General features: G+C 68.1%; 17 protein-coding genes. 6 read left to right on the forward strand and 11 right to left on the reverse strand.

All coding sequences use genetic code 11. The features are described 5' to 3' along the window. Window positions 1-9 precede the first annotated feature (9 nt). The 9 genes from TVNIR_RS02265 to TVNIR_RS02305 all read right to left on the reverse strand — a co-directional run bounded on the left by TVNIR_RS02265 (window position 10) and on the right by TVNIR_RS02305 (window position 14298). Window positions 10-1011, reverse strand: coding sequence for a hypothetical protein (locus TVNIR_RS02265; RefSeq protein WP_015257349.1), 1002 nt, complete (start codon window positions 1009-1011; stop codon window positions 10-12). Next, window positions 1008-1715 carry an ABC transporter ATP-binding protein gene (locus tag TVNIR_RS02270; RefSeq protein ID WP_015257350.1) on the reverse strand — a complete coding sequence of 236 codons (708 nt, stop codon included), beginning with the start codon at window positions 1713-1715 and terminating at the stop codon, window positions 1008-1010. Before TVNIR_RS02270 ends, TVNIR_RS02265 begins: the two co-directional genes overlap by 4 nt. Next, on the reverse strand, window positions 1712-2854 hold the full coding sequence (locus TVNIR_RS02275) for an ABC transporter permease (protein ID WP_015257351.1): 1143 nt from the start codon (window positions 2852-2854) through the stop codon (window positions 1712-1714). Before TVNIR_RS02275 ends, TVNIR_RS02270 begins: the two co-directional genes overlap by 4 nt. Further along, window positions 2847-3164 (reverse strand): hypothetical protein, encoded by a 318-nt coding sequence (locus TVNIR_RS02280; RefSeq protein ID WP_043739102.1) that lies wholly within the window; start codon window positions 3162-3164, stop codon window positions 2847-2849. Before TVNIR_RS02280 ends, TVNIR_RS02275 begins: the two co-directional genes overlap by 8 nt. A 188-nt stretch (window positions 3165-3352) precedes the next feature. Beyond that, window positions 3353-7477, reverse strand: coding sequence for a translocation/assembly module TamB domain-containing protein (locus TVNIR_RS02285; RefSeq protein WP_015257353.1), 4125 nt, complete (start codon window positions 7475-7477; stop codon window positions 3353-3355). Next, window positions 7474-9252, reverse strand: a complete 1779-nt coding sequence (locus TVNIR_RS02290; protein ID WP_083499321.1) for an autotransporter assembly complex protein TamA — start codon at window positions 9250-9252, stop codon at window positions 7474-7476. The genes TVNIR_RS02285 and TVNIR_RS02290 overlap by 4 nt, the downstream gene beginning before the upstream one ends. Before the next feature lie 592 nt (window positions 9253-9844). Then, entirely contained in the window at window positions 9845-10942 is a 1098-nt protein-coding gene (locus TVNIR_RS02295) for an ABC transporter ATP-binding protein (protein ID WP_043739105.1), read from the reverse strand. Next, window positions 10939-12699 carry an ABC transporter permease gene (locus TVNIR_RS02300; RefSeq protein WP_015257357.1) on the reverse strand — a complete coding sequence of 587 codons (1761 nt, stop codon included), beginning with the start codon at window positions 12697-12699 and terminating at the stop codon, window positions 10939-10941. The genes TVNIR_RS02295 and TVNIR_RS02300 overlap by 4 nt, the downstream gene beginning before the upstream one ends. 567 nt (window positions 12700-13266) lie before the next feature. Beyond that, window positions 13267-14298: a Fe(3+) ABC transporter substrate-binding protein gene (locus tag TVNIR_RS02305; RefSeq protein WP_015257358.1), complete on the reverse strand. Its 1032-nt coding sequence runs from the start codon at window positions 14296-14298 to the stop codon at window positions 13267-13269. A gap of 151 nt (window positions 14299-14449) precedes the next feature. Here TVNIR_RS02305 and glnE point away from each other — a divergent pair, with 151 nt between their 5' ends. The 6 genes from glnE (at window position 14450) to TVNIR_RS02335 (ending at window position 21583) form a co-directional block, all read left to right on the forward strand. Continuing rightward, window positions 14450-17386 (forward strand): bifunctional [glutamate--ammonia ligase]-adenylyl-L-tyrosine phosphorylase/[glutamate--ammonia-ligase] adenylyltransferase, encoded by a 2937-nt coding sequence (gene glnE, locus TVNIR_RS02310; protein WP_015257359.1) that lies wholly within the window; start codon window positions 14450-14452, stop codon window positions 17384-17386. 13 nt (window positions 17387-17399) lie between these two features. Continuing rightward, complete coding sequence (locus TVNIR_RS02315) at window positions 17400-18320, forward strand: branched-chain amino acid transaminase (RefSeq protein ID WP_015257360.1); 921 nt, start codon at window positions 17400-17402, stop codon at window positions 18318-18320. A 48-nt stretch (window positions 18321-18368) separates the two neighbouring features. Beyond that, window positions 18369-18587, forward strand: coding sequence for a zinc-finger domain-containing protein (locus tag TVNIR_RS02320; RefSeq protein WP_015257361.1), 219 nt, complete (start codon window positions 18369-18371; stop codon window positions 18585-18587). Between the two features lie 413 nt (window positions 18588-19000). Continuing rightward, window positions 19001-19348, forward strand: coding sequence for a hypothetical protein (locus TVNIR_RS02325; RefSeq protein ID WP_015257362.1), 348 nt, complete (start codon window positions 19001-19003; stop codon window positions 19346-19348). Between the two features lie 473 nt (window positions 19349-19821). Beyond that, complete coding sequence (locus TVNIR_RS02330) at window positions 19822-20949, forward strand: GGDEF domain-containing protein (protein ID WP_237251708.1); 1128 nt, start codon at window positions 19822-19824, stop codon at window positions 20947-20949. Between the two features lie 211 nt (window positions 20950-21160). Beyond that, complete coding sequence (locus tag TVNIR_RS02335) at window positions 21161-21583, forward strand: nucleotidyltransferase family protein (protein WP_043739108.1); 423 nt, start codon at window positions 21161-21163, stop codon at window positions 21581-21583. A gap of 380 nt (window positions 21584-21963) precedes the next feature. Here the strand turns inward: TVNIR_RS02335 and TVNIR_RS02340 are convergent, their stop codons facing one another. Together TVNIR_RS02340 and TVNIR_RS02345 are read right to left on the reverse strand one after the other, a co-directional pair. Next, complete coding sequence (locus TVNIR_RS02340) at window positions 21964-22350, reverse strand: type II toxin-antitoxin system VapC family toxin (protein WP_015257368.1); 387 nt, start codon at window positions 22348-22350, stop codon at window positions 21964-21966. After that, window positions 22350-22580, reverse strand: a complete 231-nt coding sequence (locus TVNIR_RS02345; RefSeq protein WP_006746162.1) for a type II toxin-antitoxin system Phd/YefM family antitoxin — start codon at window positions 22578-22580, stop codon at window positions 22350-22352. Before TVNIR_RS02345 ends, TVNIR_RS02340 begins: the two co-directional genes overlap by 1 nt. Window positions 22581-22639: the final 59 nt, after the last annotated feature.

Here is a 22639-nt window from a genome sequence, read left to right on the forward strand (position 1 = left end):
CCGTCCCCCTCAGTACCCGAGCAGGATCAGGTTCGACTGCCACGACAGCCACGCCGTCAGCGCCGCGAACAGCGCGAATCCCGCGCCAGCAGTGACCACCAGCCGCGGTGCACCCTGCGCCAGCACCTGCTGCACGCCGTCGCGGCGCGCCAGCGCTGCGGCCAGGCCCAGGCCGAGACCCAGCGCGGTCGCGCCGAACAGCGGCAGGTACAGGGCGTAGCCCACGTAGCCGTATTCGCGCTTCAGCAGGCAGAACGGACAGTGATGCAGCGGGTGCTCGTAGACGTAGAGCGACACGAACGCGACGACGGCCGCGATCGCAACCGGAAAGGCCAGCGCCGAGAGTCCGCCGAACAGCACCAGGCCCCGCCGCCAGCGCAGATAGACCACGCCGGTCGCGAGCACCAGGCCGAGCACCCCGTAGAGCGCGACCATCGCGGGCAGCGCGGGCAGCCCGGCCATGTGCGCAGTCACCGACTCCGCGCCCTGGCTGAACAGACTGCCACAGCAGGAGGTGATCACGTCCGGTTCCAGGCGCAGGAAGAATGCGAGCTGTACCGCCGCGGCGGCCCCCGCGAGCGGCACGATCGCCAGCAGCAGCGCGTACTTCGCCCGGGTCAGCGGGTAGCTCGGTGCCCGCCCGTCGAGCCGGTGCAGCACCAGCCAGGCGGCGGCGAGGAAGAACAGCAGGATCCGCAGCCACAGCGCGGGGAAACCCCAGGCGTTCGCGTTCAGCGTGCCCACCGCGCACATCGCGCCGACGATCTGCAACGCCATCCGGTCGACGGTATGCACGAACAGCGGCAGCACCGCCAGCTGCGCGAGGAACACCAGGCCCAGCGCGGTGCCTATCAGGAACGTGCGCTTCTCCAGCCGCAGCTGCCGCGCGTGCCCGCTGGACAGATCCCAGTGACGCAGCACCTCGGCCGCGAACACGGCCGCCGGCACCAGCAGCAACAGGGTCAGCACGTCCGCCAGTATCAGCGCCAGGATCGGTGCCTGGACCATCATCGCGGCTCCGCCCGGCGCGCGCGGTCCGCGATCACCCGGCCGTCGCGCAGCTCGATCACGCGATCCACGATCGCCGCCTCGCGCACCAATGGGTCGTGGCTGCTCAGCAATAGCGTGCGCCCCTCGTCGCGAAGCGCGGCGACGATCTCCAGAAAGGCCCGCGACAGCGCCGAGTCCAGGTTCGCGGTGGGTTCGTCTGCGATCAGCACCGGCGGGTCGTTGATCAGCGCGCGGGCGATGGCGGTGCGCTGCGCCTCGCCCCCGGACAGCGACTCGACGTGTGCCTCGGAACGGTGCTCCAGTCCGAGCCGCTCGAGCAGTTCCAGCGCGCGGCGCTGCAGGGGCCGGCGCGGGGTGCCCAGCGGGTAGGCGGGCAGCATCACGTTTTCCAGCACCGGCAGGCCGCGAATCAGGTTGAAGCGCTGGAACACGAAGCCGAAGGTCCGGCGGCGCAACGCCGCCCGAAACGGCTCCGGCAGGCCGGAAATGTCGCGGCCGTCGAGGCGCACGCGCCCCTCGGTGGGCCGCGCGAGGCAGCCGATCAGGGTCAGTAACGTCGTTTTCCCGGAGCCGCTCGGACCCGCCACTACCGTGACTCCGCCGGCCGGCAGCGACAGGTCGACCCCGTCCACCGCCCAGAACGCGTTCGAGCGGTCTTCGTTGAACGCCTTGCGCACCCCGGCCAGTTCGACCCGAGCGGTCACCGCATCACCTCGTCGGGATCGGTGACGGCCGCGCGCCAGACGGGTACCAGCGTGGCCACCAGGTACGGGAACACAGTCAGGAAGAACAGCGTCAGCAGCTGCGTGGCACTGACCGTCGGCGTCAGCCGGAAGTCCGGATAGAGCACCGACCAGCCCTGCATCACCGGCGCCAGCAGCGGTGCGGACAGCCCGAACACGTGCCAGTACGCCGCGGTCGTCCCGAGCAGGAACGCCAGCAGCGAGATCAGCGCACCCTCCCAGAGCTTCATCTGCAGTACGTCGCTGGTTTCCCAGCCGATGGCTTTCAGGATGCCGATCTCGCGGCGTTCATCCGCCGACAGTCCCGAGGCCTTCTCCCAGGCCAGGATCGCGAACGCGAGCAGGGCGCCGGAAAGCGGCAGCAGCACGAGTGCCGAGCGCCAGTCGAACACCGCGTCGTAGGTGCGCAGGATCTCGTCGCGCAGGATCGGCCGGCTGTCCGGAAGCGCTTCCAGCACCTTCTCGGCGACCGTCTGGACCTCGCGTGGGTTCGGGACGTGCAGCGCGAGGTCGGTATGCCGGTCCTCGGGGATCCCGAACAGGCGCCGGAAATCCTTCTCCGCGACCAGCAGCAGGTCGGCGCTGGCGAGCGTGGACGCCTGCGGCAGAACCGCGTCGATCCGGAAGGCCGTCAGTGCGCCGTCGTGGCCGCGGAAGCTCAGCATGTCGCCGGCGGAGGCCCCGCGGGCGCGTGCCAGTGCCGGGCCGATCACCGCGGTGCCCGGCTCGAGATCGCGGTCCGGCGGCACCATCAGAGTGTAGTTGGCGCGCACCGCGGCGTCGTAGTGGTAGCCCCAGAGCCGCGGCTGCACCTCCCGGACTCCGCGGATCCCGGTCAGCGCCGCCGTGTGCCCGCCGGGGATCAGGTCGTGGCGGCCGGCGATCATGCGCTGCACCACGATCTCCGGTGCCTCGGCCAGTAACAGGCCCGCCTCGTGTTTCAGCGCGCTGGTGTAGAACAGTACCGACGCCAGCACGAAGACCATACCGCCGTAGACGGCGAGCAGCCCCAGGTTGCGCGCACGGCGCCGTGCCATCGCGGCTACGGTGTAGTCGGCCAGGTAACGCTGCCGCGCCAGAACGCCGCCGCGCTCAGTCATGGAGATGCCGCGGCGGCGGTAGCAGCGATCCGGACGGAAAATGTTCCAGCGCCATCGGGTGATCCCGGAACGCCGCGTGACGGTCGCCAAGCCCCAGGTGGCGCGTGTAGCGCGCCTCGGTGAACAGCGCCAGTCCGGTCAGGCCGAGATCGCGCACCAGCATTGGCGCGTGCTGCGTATGCGCTTCGGCCCGGGGCAGCGCCGCGTGCAGCAGCGAACCGGCCAGCGCCAGCGACGCGAGCAGCAAGACGATCAGTGCACGGTCCCCGGGACGGGACCGCGGTCGATGTCGCGGGGTGCCGGATGCCACCGCCGGGTTCTCCTGGACCAGGTTCGCCCATGCATAGGCAGCATTCGTGCCAGGGACGGGATCCGAGCGTGAAGCCGATCGGCGTCCGGGCCGGGCCGGAGGTCTGCTGCATTTGCCGCACTTTGCACCAAATGCATCACCGGGTTTGGGGTGCGGGTGGCAGAACGCCGCGCCAGCCCGGGAGACGGTCAGCGCTCGATGCGGTAGATCAGGTCGACGCTCTGTCCGAGCGCACTGGAGGTTGTCTCGACGCTCAGCGAGCGGGTCAGCTCGTAGCGCAGCATCACCTTGTAGGAATCGTCGAACAGCCCCATGCTGTAGCGCAGCAGCAGCCTCGGTGACAGATATTTCCCGATCGTCAGCGCGCTCTGGTCCAGGCCGGCGTCGGTGTCGAGCTCGACCTCGTCCAGCCCCAGTTCGCTCCCGAGCCGCTGCGTGATCAGCCCGCCCTGCTCCAGGCCCCAGGCCGCGGCGGCGCCGGCGATCAGGTTGCCGTCGGCCTGCGAAGCTCCCGAGAGCGGGCGTCCGGTCAGCAGGAAGGCCATCGCCTCGGTATCGTCCATCGGCGGTTCCGAGACGACCCGCGAACTCAGTTCGTCCGGTACACCGCCGATCTCCAGCCCGACGACCACGTCGTACGCGGGCACGCGACGTACCGCGCGAATGTCCAGTGCCGGGGTTTCCGGCGGACCCTGAAAGATCACCAGTCCGCGTTCCACCGTCAGGTCCTGCCCGTAGGCCTGGTAACTGCCCTCCGGAATGCGCACGTCGCCGAACATCTGCAGCGGCCGTCCCGGCACGTCGACCACGTCCAGATCGCCGGTGAAACGGGCGACCAGGCCGAACCCGTCGAAACGCACGTCGTCGCCGAGCACGATACGCACCTGGATGTCCATGGGTAACGCGTCCGTGTGCTCGGCCTCCTCGCCGATCACGACCTCGTCGCGCGACACGCCGACCGACCCTGGTGGCAGGTCGGGTGGCAGGATCCGTGCCCAGGGCACTCGGACCTCGCCGCGCACCGTCAGCCGTTCCGGCCGGAAGCGCAGCGTCACGTCCGGGCTGACCCGGGCACGGATGTCGGGCCGGTTCACGGCCAGGAATCGCTCCCCGACCACCCGGATTTCCGCCTCCGGGCGCTGTCCCGCGAATCCCAGTTCGCCCTCGAGCTGCAGACTCTCGCCGCCGGATCGCAGCTCGCCGCTCAGACGCATCTCCTCCGCGGATACGACCTCGGCGACAAACTGCGGCAGTTCGAGGTCGAGACCCGCCTCCGGGATCAGCACCCCGGCGTCGCCGATGCGCAGGCTGCCCTGCACCAGCGGTGCGTCGAGTCGGCCCCCGAGTTCGAGATCGGCGTGCAGCCGGCCCCGCACGTTCTGGATCTCTGGCGAGAACGCCCCGATCCATTCCAGCGATTCCAGGCCCGCTTGAATCGCCCCGTCGATCCGGTGGCTGTCGCCCTCGGGCCTCATCTGCACGACTGCTCTGGCGATGCCGTCCTCCAGGAACGACAGGCCCAGGTCCGCCCGCAGATCCTGGTCATCGATCCGTGCCGACAGGCGCACATCCCGGTAGGGGATGATCTGCTCGCTGCCGTCGGGCAGCGTCAGGCGGATCTGCCCGTCCGTCGGCGTCACCGACAGCTCGCCGCGCGGCGTCGCGGCGGCATCCACCGCGGCCTCCAGCCGCGCGTTCAGCCGTCCCTCGATCGTCGTCGTCGGGGGCAGCACCGGCTCCAGCCAGGCGAGATCGAGATCCTGAAGCGATAGTCGGCCCTGGCCGCCAACGGCGGCCGTCCAGTCGCCACTCAGGCAGATGTCTGCATTCGCGCGGACCAGGCACAGGTCGCCCAGGTTTGCCCGGGCCGGTCCGGCGGTGACCGGCACCGGCTGTCGCAACGCCCACCGCCCGGCCTGAGCCTGCTCGAGATCCAGCTGCTCCAGCCGGCCGTTCCACAGTGCCTGTTGGAGGTCGTAGCCGCCGGCCGCGTGCAGCTGCAAGCGGCCCAGGTCGCCGGCCTCCACCGCGAGTTCCAGCCGGTGGTCGGAGGCCCGCCCGTCGGCATCCAGTTGCAGTTCGCGGACACGCTGTCCGCCGGCCCGGAGTTCCGCGAGGCGCAGTGACAATTCCGCCGGAGCCTCGGGGTCCAGCCCCGCGTCGAGCTGAAGATCCAGGCGCTCCAGCTGGAGGTCGTCGTAGCGCAGGGCATGGCCCTCGGCCCGGGCCGCGATACGGGGGCTCTCGGGCGTGCCCGAGACCCGCGCATCGAGTTCGATGCGCCCGCCCAGGGCGGGCAGCAGGCGGTCGAGTTCCGGGGCGTTCAGGGCCAGTTCCAACGCCAGCACTTCGCCGAGATCGCCGCTCGCCGTCAGGCGGTTCGCGCCGACCCGCAGGTCCAGCGCGTCGACCCGAACCTGGGTGCCCGCAATCCCCGTGTTCGCCACCCCCTGCACCGGTTGGTCACGCAGTTCGCCGCGCAGTTCGCGCAGCTCCACCGTCGCCTCGACGACGCCGTCCGGTGGCAGCGTGCCTCGACTGTTCAGGTCCAGCGCCAGGCGGCCGGGCAGATCCGGGAACAGCACACCCGGATCGATGCCCTGGCCCGCGAGCCGCAGCTCCCATTCGATCCCGGCCCCGAAGCCGACCTGGCCGCGGACGTTCAGGTGGCCGTCCGCCGGCAGCGCGAGGTCGAACGTGCGGATCCGCACCCGGGTCTCGGAGAGTGCCAGATCGGCGGTGGCCGACAGCGGCTGGCCATCGACGCGCGCCGCGAAGTCCTCCAGTGCCACGGTGGCAGCGAGCGCGCCGGTCTCCGGTGCGAAGCGCCCGTCGGCCCGCAGCCGCAGGCGCGGCAGCGCCAGTTCGCGCTCCGGCATCAGGAACCCCAGATCGAGCGCGTCGGCGGCCAGCGCCAGGTGGAACGGAATCTCCGCGCCCAGGGTCGCGTCTCCGTCGAGCCGGATCCGGCCATCGGTGCCCAGATGCAGTAGCAGATCGTCGATCCGGGCCTGTCCCTGCGCGACCGCCACGCGGCCCGAGCCGGCCAGCGGCTGCCCGTCGACTTGCGCCAGCAGCTCGCGGATTTCCACCGTGGCCGACATCGTCTGCAGCAGGCGCTCCAGTTCTGCCTCGCCTTCGCGCGGCAGGCGGCCCGAGGTCGCCAGCTGCAGCGACTCCACATCGGCATCCAGGTCAAGCCCCAGCGCTTCGCCCGCCAGGTCGCGCAGCCCGGCGTCCAGGGTCCAGGCCAGCGCGTCGGCAAAATCTACCCGCCCGCGCGCCTCCAGCTGGCCCGCGACACTGCTGACCGCGAGTTCCAGGATTTCCGCGTGCTGCAGCGAGCCTTCGATCGCGGTGTTCAGCGTGGCTACCGGCAGTGCGCCCCATTGCACGGCAGTCGCGAGCCGTGCGTCCCAGGCGTCGAGTTGACCTTGTAGCCGGAGTTCGCCGGCCTCGACCTGCGCCGCTTCGGCATTCAGCCGGTAGTGGAAGGGCTCCCAACGATTCTGCAGGTCGAACCGGGGCGTGCCCAGCAGGTCTTGCACCACCAGGTCCGTCTCCATCACGGCCCCCGCCTGCAGGCTGTGCCGTAGCTGCAGGCGTTCGCGCAGATCGCCGGCGACCGTCAGGCGGCCCTCGGCCCGCTCGGCCTGCAATCCCAGCGCAACGGCTTCCGGCAGGTCGACCCGCCAGCGCCCCTCGAGAGACAGCGGCCAGGCGCCCGCCGGCTGCACCCCGGCGTCCAGCCAGACCTCGGTGCCCGGCAGCGCCAGTTCCAGATCGGCCAGTTGCAGACCGTCGGCATCCGCGTCCAGCCGCAGCGCGAGGCGATCGATCTCCAGCAGGGTCGCGCCTTCCTGGCGCAGCTCGACGTCGGCCAGGCGGAAACGGTCGACCTGCACGCGCACCGGGAGGTCGACGGATTCGGGGAGTTCCGGTGTTGCAGTGGGCTCCGGCCGTTCGGGATCCGCCTCCGGCAGGTCCACCACCAGGCCGGCGAGGTCGAGGTCGCGAACACGGACGGTCAGTCGCAGCAGCGCCAGCGCGTCGAGTTCGATACGCCCGGAAGTCAACTCAACCCGGGTTCCGGCCGCGTCCACGGCCAGGTCGCCCAGCGTCAGCCCGCGGAACAGCGTGCCCTCGACGCGGGCGGCCCGGAACTCCATCGGCGCATGGCGCTCGGCCTGTGCAAACAGCCAGCGAGTGCCGTCCTCGGTGGCGATCAGTGCCACCGCGCCGGCGACGGCGAGCAGGGCCAGGATCAGTACCCAGCCCAGCAGGCCGAACAGCAGGCGCAGACTCCGAATCACAGATCCGGTCCCATCGTGAAGTGGATCCGGAAACTGTCCGGGGAATCGGGGGCGTGGGCCAGATCCACCCGGATCGGCCCCACCGGCGAGCGCCAGCGCACTCCGGCGCCGAAGCCCAGTTTCAGATCGTAGTCGTCGAAGCTGTCGAAGGCGTTGCCGGCATCGAGGAACACCGCGCCGCCCCAGGGACCGTCGCCGAACGGGTGGTCGTACTCGACGCTGCCGACCAGCAGGTGGCGGCCGCCAATGATGCGTCCTTCGTCATCCTGCGGCCCCAGTTTCTGGAATCCGAAGCCGCGTACGCTGGTGTCGCCGCCCGCAAAGAAGCGCAGCGATTTCGGCATCTCCTGCACATCGTCGCTGTAGGTCAGCCCCGCGTCACCCCGCAGGATCATCCGGCCCGCCCCTAGACCCCGGATGTATTTCGCGCTGCCCCGTGCCTGCAGGAAGCTGATACTGGAGGCGAGGCTCTCGTGCGCGCCCTGGCCCAGCAGTTCCACGCGGTAGCCGTTGCGCGGAAACAGCGGGTCGTCCGACTCGGATCGGTTCACGCGGTAGGAGGGCAACAGCATCTGCGTCGTATCACTGACCCCGCCAACGGTGAATTCCTCATACTCGTAGCGGATGCCCTCGGTGGTCTGCCATCCGGAGGCGTGCTGGCGCACCCGGCTCGCGCCGATCTGGGCCCGGTCGGATCGGGTGCCGGCGGTGTCCTCGGTACGGTAGGTGGCGAACAGGCTCAAGTGTTCCCGTAGCGGATCCCGTAGCGGGATGTCGTAATTGAAGCCGATCCCGGATCGCTTGGTCGAGGCTTCGAGCTCCGCGTGGTAGCGATGTCCCCGGCGGTTGGCGTAGCGACGGTCCATCGCCAGGCCCAGGCGCGGGCCGGTATCGGTGGAGAAGCCCAGCCGGGCCTCGTAGGCCGTGCGCTTGCGGGTGCCGACTTCGGCGGTGATCGGCACCTCGCGGTCGACCGCGTCATCGACGCGTGGCCGGACCCGTACCGACTCGAAGTACCCGCTGTCGCTCAGGTTGCGTTGCAGCGCGATCAGCTGCCCCGAGCTGTAAGGCGCGCCGGTCTCGAACGGGTACAGACGCTCGACGAACTCCGGACGCAGGATGTCCTGCTCGAGCGTGATCGGCCCGAAGCGGTAACGGGGCCCGCTGTCCATGTGCAGGACCACTTGCGCCACGTTGGCCTCTGGATCCACCCGCAACTGGCTCGTCGTCAGTTCGGCGTCGAAGTAGCCCCGGTCGGCCGCGGCCCGGATCAGGCGGGAGCGCAGGCGATCGTAGTGGTCGTGACGCAACCGATCGCCGACCGCGATCCCGGGCGCGGTGGCGATGGCGACGAACGCTGGGTCTTCCGCGCCCTCACCGGTGACCTGTACGTCGACTGCCGCGATCCGGGCGACCGGACCGGGATCCAGCTGCAGCTCGAGGTTCCAGCATTCCTCGGTACGGGCGACGATCAGTTCCAGTTGCGGCTGGTAGTGACCCAGCGCCCGCAGTGCCTGGCGCACCCGGTCACCCGCATCGCGGATGACCCCGCGTTCGCGGAACTCGGGAAGCTCGCAGCTGTAGCGGGTCATCGGCAGGAACGCGCGGATGTTATCCCGCTGCTCGGTGGTGCCGCCGTCGATCCGAAGTTCCGGTATGCCCTGCGCGTCCGCGGCGCCGGAGCCCAGCGACAGAGACAGCAGCACCGCGGGAAGCCATGCCGGCCGGGAGGTCTGCCAGCAGGGGCGTTGCCGATTCGATTGGAGAGCCGTCATGCCAGTTCCTGCTGCGGTGGGTGAACCGGGATCTCCGGTGCGACGGTCCGGTGCCGATCGCGCAATGCGGGCGGCGTGAGAGGCCTGCGCCGGTGGCCAACCTGTAATCCGGTTCGACCGTCGGCGCCGTCCACCACGGCCGTCGGTACGCGAAGCCTCAGTATAACCGTGGGCGCCGCTACGACCGGCGCGGTCGGCCCGGCCCCCGCGTTTTGTGCGGGATTCCCCGGCGGTCACGGCAGCAGCGGGATCGATGGCGGCAGGGGCGCGGGGTAAAAGTGAACCCGGGAGGCCAACCACCCTCGACCCCGAAAGAATCGTAGGGCGGAAGAGGCCGAAGGCCGTCATCCGCCATTCGGCGCCGGGGTTGCCCTGGGCGTCGGGGCGGCGCGAGCGCCGTGCGGCGGATCACACCGCGCTCTCCTGCCCTCTGGGCTGATGCTCACGTCACGAGGAACCGTCCGCTGCAGTCGCCGGACGGCCGTTCACCAAGGCTCGTGCCGGATCGACCCGCCAGCCGACCTCGGCCAGCGGCTGGCGTCCGAGAAGCATGCCCAAGCGCATCGGCCCGCAGGGTTCTTCCGGGGGCGGCTCAATGCGGCGTGCAGCCACTTTCGCCGCGCGGGAACGCCACCAGGTGCGAGAAGTCCAGGCGCACACGCACGTGGTCGGACACGATGAAGTTGTCGTGGCTGGGCGCGACGCAGAGGACCTCGGTGCCGTCCTGCAGGCGCAGCGTGTAGAGAAAATCCGCGCCGCGAAAGGCTTTCGCGGTCACTTCTGCCGGGACCGTTCCGGCCTCGTTGTCGACTGTGATGTCGTCCGGGCGTACCAGCACGTCTACTGCAGCGCCCTGCGCGTAGCGATCCGACAGGCCCCCGGTAATCCGGCCCAGTGCGGTCTCCACGCAGTCCTCGGCACAGACCCGCCCCGGGATGATCGTGCCTTCGCCGACGAACCCGGCCACGAAGCGGTCGGCCGGCTTGTGGTAGAGGTGGTAGGCGGTGTCCCACTGGCACAGCCGGCCGTTGTTCAGCACCGCGATGCGGTCGGCGAACGCAAAGGCCTCGTGCTGATCGTGGGTGACCAGGATCCCGGTGGTTCCCTCGGCGCGCAGGATCGCGCGCACCTCGCGCGCGAGGTCGGTGCGCAATTCCACGTCCATGCTCGAGAAGGGTTCGTCGAGCAGCAGCAGTTGCGGGCGCGGCGCGAGCGCCCGGGCCAGCGCGATTCGCTGCTGCTGACCGCCGGAGAGTGCGTGCGGGAACGCGTGCTCGTAGCCCGACAGGCCGATCAGCCGCAACAGTTCCTTTACCCGGTGCTCGCGGTCTGTCCGGCTCCAGCGGCGGATTCCGAACGCGATGTTGCCGGTCACGTCTAGGTGTGGGAACAGTGCGAAGTCCTGGAACACCATGCCGACATTGCGTTTCTCGGGCGCCAGCGTGAAGCCTGGGCGGCTGACGGTCTCGTCATTCAGGCGGATCTCGCCGCGCATCACGCCCTCGAAGCCCGCGATCGCCCGCAGCAACGTCGTCTTGCCGCAGCCGGACGGGCCGAGCAGGCAGCCGATCTGCCCGCGTGACAATTCCAGCGAGATCGCGTGCACCACCCGCTGGCCCGAGTAGCCCACGTCGATGTCGTCCAGCACTACCTCTGCGGCGTGGGCGGAATCCCTGTTTTCTTTCGTCATGCAGCCTGTGCGCCCGCGGGGACCGCCAGCGGTTCGCTGCCCGGACTTCCCGTCCGCTGCCGCGCCCGCTGCCGTTGTCCCGGCCGGGATCGTTCAATGGTCAGGCTAAGCAGGATAACCGGAAGCAGACCCACCAGCACGATCGCCAGCGCGGCGCTGGAGGATTCCGCCAGGCGCTCGTCGCCCGCGAGTTCGAAGGCCCGTACCGCGAGCGTGTTGAAATCGAACGGGCGCAGGATCAGCGTCGCAGGCAGTTCCTTCAGCACGTCGACGAATACCAGCAGCAACGCGGTCAGCAGCGTGCCGCGCATGATCGGCAGGTGAACGCGGGTCAGCGTCGCCAGCGGGCGCATCCCCAGCGAGCGCGCGGCGTCGTCCATGCTCGGCTTGATCTTGCCCAGACCGGCCTCCACCGTTTGCAGCGACACCGCGAGGAAGCGCACCGCGTAGGCGAACAGCAGCGCCACCAGCGTGCCCGACAGCAGCAGCCCGGTCGAGACCCCGAACTGCTCGCGCATGAAGGCATCCAGGGTGTTGTCGAACCAGGCGAACGGGAGCATCACGCCGATCGCGATCACCGTGCCCGGCACCGCATAGCCCATGCCCGCCACCCGCACCGCGAGCCCGGTGATGAAGCCGCCCTGCATGCGCCGGGCATACGCCAGGATCAGCGCCAGCGCGACCGCGATCACCGCGGCCATCGCCGCCAGCGAGAAGGTATTGAACACCAGCTCCGCGAACGCGGGGTTCATCCAGTGGTCGGTCGTGCGCGCGGCCCAGAGCGAGAGCTGCGCTGCCGGAATCAGAAATCCCAGCAAAATCGGCAGCAGGCAGGCGGTGACCGCCGCGGCGGCTTTCCAGCCCCTCAGCTGGTAGCGCGGCAGCGTCGAGTAGCGGGAACTGGTGTGGTGAAAACGTGCGCGCATTCGCGACCAGCGCTCCAGCAGGATCAGCACGAACACGAAGCTCAGCAGCACCGCCGCGAGTTGGGCGGCCGCGCCGGGGTCGGCCAGACCGTACCAAGTGCGGAAGATGCCGGTGGTAAAGGTCGGAATCCCGAAATACGCCACCGTGCCGTAGTCCGCCAGTACTTCCATCAGTGCAAGCGTCAGGCCCGCGATCACCGCCGGACGCGCCAGCGGCAGCGCGACCCGGAAGAATCCGGCGTAGGGGCCGCTGCCGAGCGTGCGCGAAACCTCCAGCACGCAGACCGATTGTTCCAGGAACGCCGCGCGCGTCAGCAGGTACACGTAGGGGTAGAGTACCAGCGTCAGCATTAGCATGGCACCGGTCAGCGAGCGGATCTCGGGGAACCAGTACTGGCCGTAGCCAAGCCCGGTCAGGTCGCGGATCAGCACCTGCACCGGCCCGGTGAAGTCCAGCATGCCGGTATAGGTGTAGGCGATGATGTACGCCGGCATCGCCAGCGGCAGCATCAGCGCCCACTGGAAGATCCGACGGCCGGGAAACTCGCAGACGCTCACCAGCCAGGCGACCGGGATACCGATCACCAGCACGCCGACGCCGACCCCGAACAGCAGCAGCAGCGAGTTGGTCACGTACTCGCCGAGCATGGTCTCGCGCAGGTGCACCCAGACGTCGGTGGAGGGCAGGAACACGTGCCCGAAGATCACGAGCACCGGCAGTGCGAGGACCAGTGCGACCGTGACCGAGGTCAGCTGCCAGAGGCTGGGCCGACGCGGCAGCAGCGGCCAGCGCCGCTCATGGGCTGCGCGGGAGGGAAGGATCGCGTTCATGACCGCAAATAGTAAACGTTCGCATTATGAATTGCATCCGGAAGCGGTCGCCCCTCCCAATGGGGGACCTGATTATCACGAAACCTCCTCAGCCAGTGCGATACCTCTCCGCGTCGGTCGTCATTGCGAGCGAAGCGCGGCACTAACGCGCGTAGCGAGTTGAACAGCCGTAGGCTGGCCCGAAGGGCGAGCGCAGCGAGTAATCCAGGCGGCGCGGGGGGACCATCGCCCTCTGGATCGCCACGTCCCGCCACGCTGCGCTCGCGGCTAAAGGCTTCGCTCCTCGCGATGACGCTGGTTTCGAAGATGGCCCAGTCCAGCTTGCGGAGCTTCCGTGATAATCAGGATGGGGGATGTTGCTGCCTATGTGCGACATCCAGGGTGCCCCCCGCGGGTGGAGAGGGGCTTTGCTCCCCTCTCCCGCTTGCGGGAGAGGGGCCGGGGGTGAGGGTGAGTGCACTGTGGTGGGGCCGTGCACTGGCCCCCTCCCCAACCCCTCCCCCGTGATCGGGGGAGGGGCTTTGCTCCCCTCTCCCGCTTGCGGGAGAGGGGCCGGGGGTGTTGCGGTCAGCGCCAGCGGGCGCGGTCCATGATACGCACGGCTTCGGCGTTGTGGGCGCCGAGCAGGGACAGGTTCACGCTGTCGGCCTTGAACTCGCCGAAACTGCGCAGCACGTCGCTTGCGGGCACGTCCGCCCGTACCGGGTACTCCTGGTTCGCCTCCGCGTACCACTGCTGGGCGTTTTCGCTGGTCAGATACTCGACCAGGCGGATCCCATTCTCACGGTTGGGTGCGTGGGTGGTTACGCCGGCGCCGCTGACGTTTACATGCGTGCCGCGGCCATCCTGGTTCGGGAAGAACACGCCGATCTGTTCGGCAGCGTCGCGTTGCGTGGCGTCGTCGCCGGCCAGCATTGCGCCGAGGTAGTAGGTGTTGGCCAGTGCGAGGTCACAGACGCCGGCCGCGACCGCACGGATCTGGTCACGGTCCCCGCCTTGCGGTGGACGCGCAAAGTTGGCGACCAGGCCGTTCACCCACTCGCCCGTGGCATCCGGACCCTCGGTCGCGATCATCGCGGCGACCAGCGACTGGTTGTACACGTTCGACGATGAACGCACACAGATGCGTCCGCGCCACTGCGGATCGGCCAGATCCTCGTAGGTGGAGAGTTCAGCCGGGTCGACCTTGTCCTTGTGGTACATGATCGGACGGGCGCGCAGCGACAGTCCGTACCATTCCCCGTCCATGTCCCGGTAGCTTTCCGGTACGTTCTCGGTGAGCACCTCGGACTCGATCGGGGACAGCACGCCAGCCTCCTTGGCCTGGTGCAGGTTGCCGGCGTCGACCGTGATCAGTACGTCGGCCGGGGAGTTGCGGCCCTCGAGCCGCAGGCGCTGGAGCAGTTCGTCTGCACGCCCGGTCAGCAGATTCACCTGGATGCCGGTATCGCGGGTGAAGTCGTCGAGCAGGGGCTTGATCAGGTTCTCCTGGCGCGCAGAGTACAGGTTGACTTCGCCGTCGGCGTCTGCCGTTGCGGGAAAGGTCAGTGCGGTACCCAGGACCGCTGCGGCAACGAGTTTCAACGGATGACGAAACATGGTGGTGACTCCTGAAATGAGGTTGGTTCGCAAGACACGAACAAGAACGATTGTCATTTGTGGAGGTGTCGCTGTCAATGCCCTGGCGCTGAGCCCGCGGACGCACGGTCGGTTGGTTCCCGTGGACAGGGGCGGCTGGTAGGCTTGGGCGATGCACGCCTTGCCACCGGTACCACCGGAAAACCTGCCCGCTGCCGCGCGCGAACGCGCCCAGCAGCGGCTGGCTGAATTCCTGGCCCTGGTGACCGATCCCCCTCCTGCGATCCCCGGCGCAGCGATGGTGTTCCTGTGCAGCGACTACGTGACCCAGATCACGCAACGTCATCCAGAGTACCTGCTCGATGCGCTCGATGCGCACGGATCCATGCCTGCCCGTACCGACCGCGACCTGGGCGCGGATCTTGCGGGGCGCCTGGAGCAGGCGGGCGACGAGAGCGAACTGAAGGCCTGCCTGCGCGAGCTGCGCCACCGGGAACTGATCCGCATCGCCTGGCGGGATCTGCTCGGTCAGGCCGACCTGGACGAGGCGATGCACGACCTGAGCCGGCTGGCGGATGTGCTGGTACAGGGCGCGCTCGGTTGGCTGGACGCGCGCCATCGGGAAAAGTACGGGATTCCGCGCGATCGTGAAGGCGAGCCGCAGTCGCTGATCGTGCTCGGGATGGGCAAGCTCGGCGGCAGGGAACTCAATTTCTCGTCCGACATCGACCTGATCTTCGCCTACCACCGCCCCGGCAGCACCGATGGTGAACGCACGATCGACAACCAGGAATACTTCCAGCGCCTGGGTCGGGCATTGATCGCCGCGCTCGCCGACGTGACCCCCGAGGGTTTCTGTTACCGGGTGGACATGCGCCTGCGACCCTTCGGCAGCTCCGGGCCGCTGGTGATGCACTTCGACGCGATGGAGGACTACTACCAGGCGCACGGCCGCGAGTGGGAGCGCTACGCGCTGATCAAGGCGCGCGTGATGGCCGGGGATCCCGCCGACGGCGAACGCCTGATGCAGAAGCTGAGGCCGTTCATCTACCGCCGCTACCTCGACTACGGCGCCTTCGCCAACCTGCGCGAACTCAAGCGCAAGATCAACGAGGAATCGGTGCGCAAGGAGCGCATCGAGGACGTGAAGCACGGCGAGGGCGGTATCCGCGAGGTCGAGTTCATCGGCCAGGTCTTTCAACTGATCCGGGGTGGGCGCGACCGCGCCCTGCAGCGCCGCGATCTGCTCGGGGTGCTCGACCTGCTTGCTCGCCAGCAGCAGCTGCCGCGGCACGCGGTCGACCAGCTTGTGCATGCCTACCGTTTCCTGCGCCGGGTCGAGAACCGCCTGCAGATGCAGAACGACCAGCAGACCCATCGCCTGCCACCACAGGCCTTCGACCGCACCCGGCTGGCGCTGGCGATGGGCTATCCGGACGAGGCAAGCTTCGAGATGGCACTGGTGCGCGAGCAGCGCCGCGTGCATGCCCAGTTCGAGCAGGTCTTCTCGGCGCCCCAGCGGGACGACGAGGACAACCTGGACGACATGCCCGGTGCCGGCCGGCAGCGCAGCCTGAGCCGCATCTGGTCATTGCACACCAAGCAGCCCGAGGCCGAGCCGCTGCTGGCCCGGATGGGTTTCGCGGATCCGCCTGCCGCGTTCGAGGCGATCCGGGCGCTGCGCCAGAGCCCGGTCACCCGCAGCCTGAGCGAGACCGGCCGCCAGCGCCTGGATCGGCTGATGCCGCTGCTGCTGGGCGCGATCGTGGAACTGGACCGACCCGACCCCGTCCTCCCGCGCGCCCTGCAACTGGTGAAGACCATTGCCCGTCGGTCGGTCTACCTGTCGCTGCTGGTGGAAAACCCGCTCGCCCTGTCGCAGCTGGTAAAGCTGTGCGAGGCCAGTTCCTGGATCAGCGACCAGCTGACCCGCTACCCGGTACTGCTCGACGAACTGCTCGATCCCCGGGCGCTGTATGCCCCCCCCGACCGCGAAGGCCTGCGATGGGAACTCGACGAGGAACTTGCGCAGTTCCCGCTGGAGGACCAGGAGCAGGTGCTGGACCGGCTGCGCCAGTACAAACAGGTGCAGACGCTGCGTGTCGCCGCCGCCGACATCATGGGCTATCTGCCGCTGATGCGCGTGTCTGATCACCTGACCTGGCTGGCCGAGATCCTGCTGGCGAAGGTGCTGGAACTGAGCTGGAACCTGATGGTGCAGCGCCACGGCGAGCCCTGGTGCGGCACCGGCGACCGGCGCCGTCGTGCCCGCTTCGCGATCATCGGCTACGGCAAGTTGGGGGGGCTCGAACTCGGGTATGGCTCCGATCTCGACCTGGTGTTCCTGCACGACAGCGACGGCGATGCGGCCCAGACCGCCGGTCCACGCGTGATCGACAACACCGAGTTCTTCGGGCGCCTGGGCACGCGGATCGTGCACCTGCTGGGCGTGTTCACTCCGGCCGGCCGCCTGTACGAGGTGGACACGCGGCTACGGCCGAGCGGCCTTGCGGGCCTGCTGGTCAGCAGCCTCGACGCGTTCGCCCGTTACCAGGAGGGTTCGGCCTGGACCTGGGAACACCAGGCGCTGGTGCGCACTCGCTGTGTGGCCGGCGACCGCGAACTGGGCGAACGCTTTGCCGAAGTACGTCGGCGGATCCTGTCGCGCCCGCGCGATCGGGACGCGCTCCGTGCCGAGGTGGTGGAGATGCGTTCGAAGATGCTGGCCGAGCACGCCTCGCGCGACCCGGACGCGTTCGACCTCAAGCGTGATCGCGGCGGTATCACTGACATCGAGTTCATGGTTCAATACTGGGTTTTGGCCAATGCCCACGAGCATCCCGAGGTCTGCACCTGGCCCGACAAGGTGCGGACGCTGGAGGTTCTTGGGAAAGTGGGCGTGATCACCCCGGAATTGGGCACCGCCCTGGCGGACGCCTACCGCGACATGCGCAACCGGATCCACCGCCTGACCCTGGCCGGGGCCGGTACCCGGGTGGTCGACCCGCCGGCGGATCTGCGCGCGCTGCGCAGCCAGGTGATGGCTACCTGGGACGAACTGTTCGGCGACGTGACGGCCCGAGCGCCGGCGCCCGAAGACACTGACTGAGGAGAGACCGACGATGTCGATGGCGGATCGCGACGGAGTGATCTGGTTGGACGGGAAGATGGTGCCCTGGCGCGATGCCCGGGTTCACGTGCTGACCCACACGCTGCACTATGGCATGGGTGTGTTCGAGGGCGTGCGCGCCTACGATGCCGCCCACGGCACCGCGATCTTCCGGCTGGAGGACCACACCCGGCGTCTGTTCAATTCCGCGCGCATCCTGGGCATGAAGATCCCCTACAGCCCCGAGGAACTCAGCGCCGCCCAGATCGCCTCCGTCCGTGAGAACGGGCTGGAGACCGCCTACATCCGCCCGATGTGTTTCTTCGGCTCCGAGGGCATGGGCCTGCGCGCCGACAACCTCGAGGTGCACGTGATGGTGGCCGCGTGGACCTGGGGCAGCTACCTGGGCGAGGAGAACATGAGCCGCGGCATCCGCATCCACACCTCGTCGTACAGCCGCCACCACGTGAACGTAACGCTGTGCAAGGCCAAGGCGAACGGCAACTACATGAATTCCATGCTCGCGCTGCAGGAGGCGGTTGCCTGTGGCTACGACGAAGCGATGCTGCTCGACACCGAAGGCTACGTGGCCGAGGGCAGCGGCGAGAACATCTTCATCGTGCGTGACGGCGTGATCTACACCCCGGATCTGACCTCCGCGCTGGACGGCATCACACGGCGGACCATCTTCACCCTCGCTGACGAGGAAGGCCTGAAGATCGTCGAGAAGCGCATCACCCGCGACGAGGTCTACATCGCCGACGAGGCCTTCTTCACCGGAACCGCCGCCGAGGTGACCCCGATCCGCGAGGTCGACAACCGGCCGATCGGCGAAGGCACCCGCGGCCCGATCACCCAGCGCCTGCAGTCGCTGTACTTCGACGTGGTCAAGGGGCGCCAACCGAAGCACGAAGGCTGGCTCACGTACGTCTGAGCCACTACCGACCCGCCGGCCACCGGCACAGCACCCGGGAGCACCGTTATGCCCAACCCCCACACCGCCGAACAGCAGGACCGCTTCGCCCCGGCCAACGCGGAGAGCACCGTGTCGGTGCGCCGCGACCAGCTGCCGCTGCACTGCCCGACCCCGCAGAGCGCACTCTGGGCCTCCCACCCGCGCGTGTTTCTCCCGATCGACGAAACCGCCGACGGCCGCATCCGCTGCCCGTACTGCGGCACCGTATACGTCCTCGAGGACTGAGCGCGCCCGGCGAACCACCCGGGCGGCGCCTGTCGCCACGCCCCCGCCACGGTCCGCGCAGGGTGGCCCAGCCACCCGTAGCGTCTGCCTTCAGGAAAGACGAACTATCGGGAATGCCGCGATTTCCGTGGGTATGCGAGTCCCGGTGGCGATGGCTTGCGGCGCTTCCTGCACGCCGGGCCAGTCGCATGGCCCGATGCAGAAACCCCGCTGTACACCGCTACCGCCCGCGGTTGGTGTAAAGCTTGCTTGTCCCGCGTGGCTCGTGCCGCCAGGCACGGCAAGCCGCCGTAGCGAAACCCACGGGTCCAACTTTCGGCAGGCATGCCGAGCCAGCCGGGCACCACCGGGAAGGTGGATGGCCAGGGGATTCTGCGGGAGCCTTTCGACCAGCGTCATGGGAGCTGTCCGACATGCAGAAGATCACCGGTCTCGCCCTCGCGGTAACCGCCGTCATCGCCGCACTTGCCGCCCCCGCGACCACGGTTGCGATGGACGCGACGATGGTCCACATCCGGGGTACCTGCGAGGACGAGTGGCCCGGAAACGCCCGGGAATACGAGCGCTGCGTCCAGGATGCGCAGCGCACCGTGGACGAACTTTCGCACCGGCTGCGCGAGCACGCGCGCGGCACCCCCGAGCGCCGGATTCTGGACGCCTGCATGGACGAGTGGCGCGACTTCTACGGCCACATGGACTACCACGAAGCGCTGCGCTGCTGGCAGGAACGCAACCCGGCCCGGGGCGCGAACCAAGGCTAGTTCGCCGGTTCCGGGCCGCGTGCAGAACCTCCCTGCGGATGGCGGCGCACGGCCCGCCAGTTCCAGCATGGAACGATCCGTCTCGGGCGCGAAACAGCCACAGCCCGCCACCGAGGCCCCGTGGGTTGCGCCGACGGCACAGCGATCCCGCTTCGAGCCGGCGCGACCGGTCGTTTCGGGATCGGCTGACTCCGGCGTCCGATCCCCCGCCCCGCCGAAACCGGCGACCCCCGGTTCTCGAATTGCCGACTGTGGAAGGTGGTTAAGTTGGCCAGATTTCCCTCCTGTTGTTAAATGCGCGTCCCGGCGGCGTGCCGACAGTAGGGCTCCAGGGCTTTGGAGTCGCGTCTCAGCTGCGCCCGCTGGGGTTCGGTGCGGGGGCGCCGACGACACGGGATTCGCGATGCGCTGTCGCGGAGGGCGCGGAGCAATTCGCGGTCAGTGGTCGGGTCAGGCAAGGAGTGGCGAGCACGGTGACGAAAACAAACGGTGTGGGGAAGGGATCCCGGGGTGCGATGGATGCACGCGCCCGCGGGGTGCCCGATACCGAGAAGATCGAACTGAAGGGCTTCCAGCGTACCCTCGCGGAAACGCTCTGGCTGCTGCTGGTCCTGATCCTGGTTTACCTGGTGATTCCAGGCGTAGAGGTCGAGGTGTTGCCGATCGCGGCGGCTAGCGCGGCCTTCGCGCTGATGATCATCGGTTTTCGTTACCTGAACCTCTTTACCCCGGAGGCACGCTGGAAGCTCGTCGTCGAGACTCTGGCCATGACGTTGCTGATCGCATTCGTCATCTGGCATGCCGGCGCACAGCAAACCGGGTTGGTGAACCTGTATCTGCTGCCGATCGTATTCGCCGCACTGACGCTGGGGAGATCCATGACCCTGGCGGTGGTGGCACTCATCATCGCATTCTACCTGTACAGCTCGCATGCGCTGCTGGGCCGTGCGATCTTCGGTTTCGAGATGTTCGGCCATGTGATGTTGCAGCTCGGGCCGTTCGTGCTGGTGGCTTACCTGGCGTCCATGCTCGCGGCCGATATGAACTTCTCGCGCCGGATCCTCCGGGAACTCTCGGAGACCGACGGCATGACCGCTGTTGCCAACATGCGCGCGTTCTACATAGCGTTCGAGCGTGAACTGATTCGTGCGCAACGGGAACGCACCGGACTGACCGTGATGATGATCGACGCGGACAACCTGAAGCAGACCAACGATCGCTACGGGCACGAGGCGGGCAATCGCCTGATCGTCGGCATCGTGGATAGCATGCATCGGGTGCTGCGCCGTTCCGACCTGATCGCTCGTTACGGCGGCGACGAGTTTATCGTGCTGCTCCCCAACACCGGGCCCCAGGCCGCGCGCGAGGCGGCCGAGCGGCTGCGCGAATCGATCGAGCGCATGGCCATCGAAGTGGGGGGCACGCCTGTGCGTGCCACGGTCAGCATCGGCTACGCGAGCTACCCCGACCACGCGCACGACCTGCAGGAACTCATCGCTCTGGCCGACCAGGCCATGTACCGTAGCAAGAAGGCGGGCCGGAATCGGGTGACCCGCTATGGGGACGGCGCGTACGCAGAGATGGGCAACGCGATGGCCTGATCCCGCACGCCGATGCAAACCCCGTAGGAGCGAGCCCTGCTCGCGAACGCGCCGCAGGCGCGCCCGGGGTTGTGTGCCCGCAGGTTGGTCGAGGTTCCGGGGACTGGTTTCCCGAGATTCCGGGTTTGCCTTCGTTGTTCTCCTGGTTCGGGATGCTGCAAGATCGCGGATCGGGTAGATTACGAACCTGAACGGAATGAGGACTTCGCTCATGTCGTTTCCGGTGCCGGGATCCAGGGGCTCAGCGCCCATCACCCCGGAGCAAGGTGCAGCCGTCGCGAATCTCGCGGTCCGATACGATTGGCAGCTCGTCGTGCTGTTCGGTTCGACGGCAAGGCAGCGGTACGGGCGCGACATCGACTTGGCGGTGAAACCAGTATCGGTGCCGGATCTGTTCGCGCAGGGCCGCTGGCTTAGGGAACTGGAAGCGGTGTTTGATCCAGTTCCCGTGGGCCTGTTGGTCCTGACCGCCGACACCGCCCCGCTGGTACGGTTTGAGGCCCTCCGCGACGGTGTCTGTTTGTACCAGGACCATGATCAACGGTTCTGGCAGGAGCAGGACCGAGCCTTCTTTCTCTATGCCGATGCCGACTGGCTGCGAGGGGACGAGCGTACGGTGCGTGGCAATGGTTGATCGTGCCGAAGTGCTGATCCGCAAACTCACCATGATGAGGCGATTTGCGGACGACCTCGAGGCCTACGCGGAACTGGATCGTGCCGGACGGCGGCGTGACCCCTACGCGGTTGAGCGCTTGTTGCATGGAATCGCGTTCACGGAAAGGCTGCCGGGCCGGCCCAGGGCGTTCAAGCGCAGAGGGGGCGTCCAGGAGCGTGCACCGCGCGCCCGCAATTGCGTGTTTCAGGGCGACTACTGCAGAAAGTCCTCCGGCTCGATCCCGGCTTGGCGCAGTATCTGCGGATCGTACGGGATGGTTCCGGAACGCACGAGCCCATGCCGCCGAATGGGGGTGTGCCCGAGTAAGACCAGACTCTGGGCGGGCACCCCATCGTCTGCTACCAGATGCACCGTATCGGAAATTCCCGCATTGCCGGATCGGCAGTCACCAGGGGGACCTGTTCCAGTTCTGCCTGGGCGGCTAGTATGCGGTCGAAGGGGTCGCGGTGGTCGACCGTATAAGCCCCGGCATGGATGGCTTGCCTGTAGTTGACGGCCAGATGAATGAAGCCGTCCGCCGTGATCAGTTCATCGAATCGCCGGAGAACCTCGCTGCCGATTTCGAGTTTGCCCAAGCGATGCTTGGTGGCAATCTCCCATGCGCTGGCGGCACTCACGACCACGGTATTCTCCAGGTCCCCGATCACCTCGTGCGCCTTCGCGGACAGCCGCGCGTCGTTCGTGAACCACCAAAGCAGGGCATGAGTATCGAGCACGATTCGCACTACTTCTCCCACGCGGCGAGTTCATCTTCTGGCAAGGGATCGAAGAAGGCGTCCTCGACCCGGCCCTCGACACGCCCGGGCTGGCGCTGCGGCGGGGCGGACTCCAAAGGAACGAGGCGCGCATAAGGGCGGCCGGACTTGGCCAGAATGATCTCCTCGCCGTCATGAGCGCGTTTCAACAGGCGCGACAGATGTGTTTTCGCTTCGTGTACGTTGACCGTGGTGCTCATGGGCGCCCTCGGAATGACTTAGTCATAAGACTTAGTCTATCTGTGGGCGTTATATGGGT

Source organism: Thioalkalivibrio nitratireducens DSM 14787 (assembly GCF_000321415.2).
Taxonomy (GTDB): Bacteria; Pseudomonadota; Gammaproteobacteria; order Ectothiorhodospirales; family Ectothiorhodospiraceae; genus Thioalkalivibrio; species Thioalkalivibrio nitratireducens.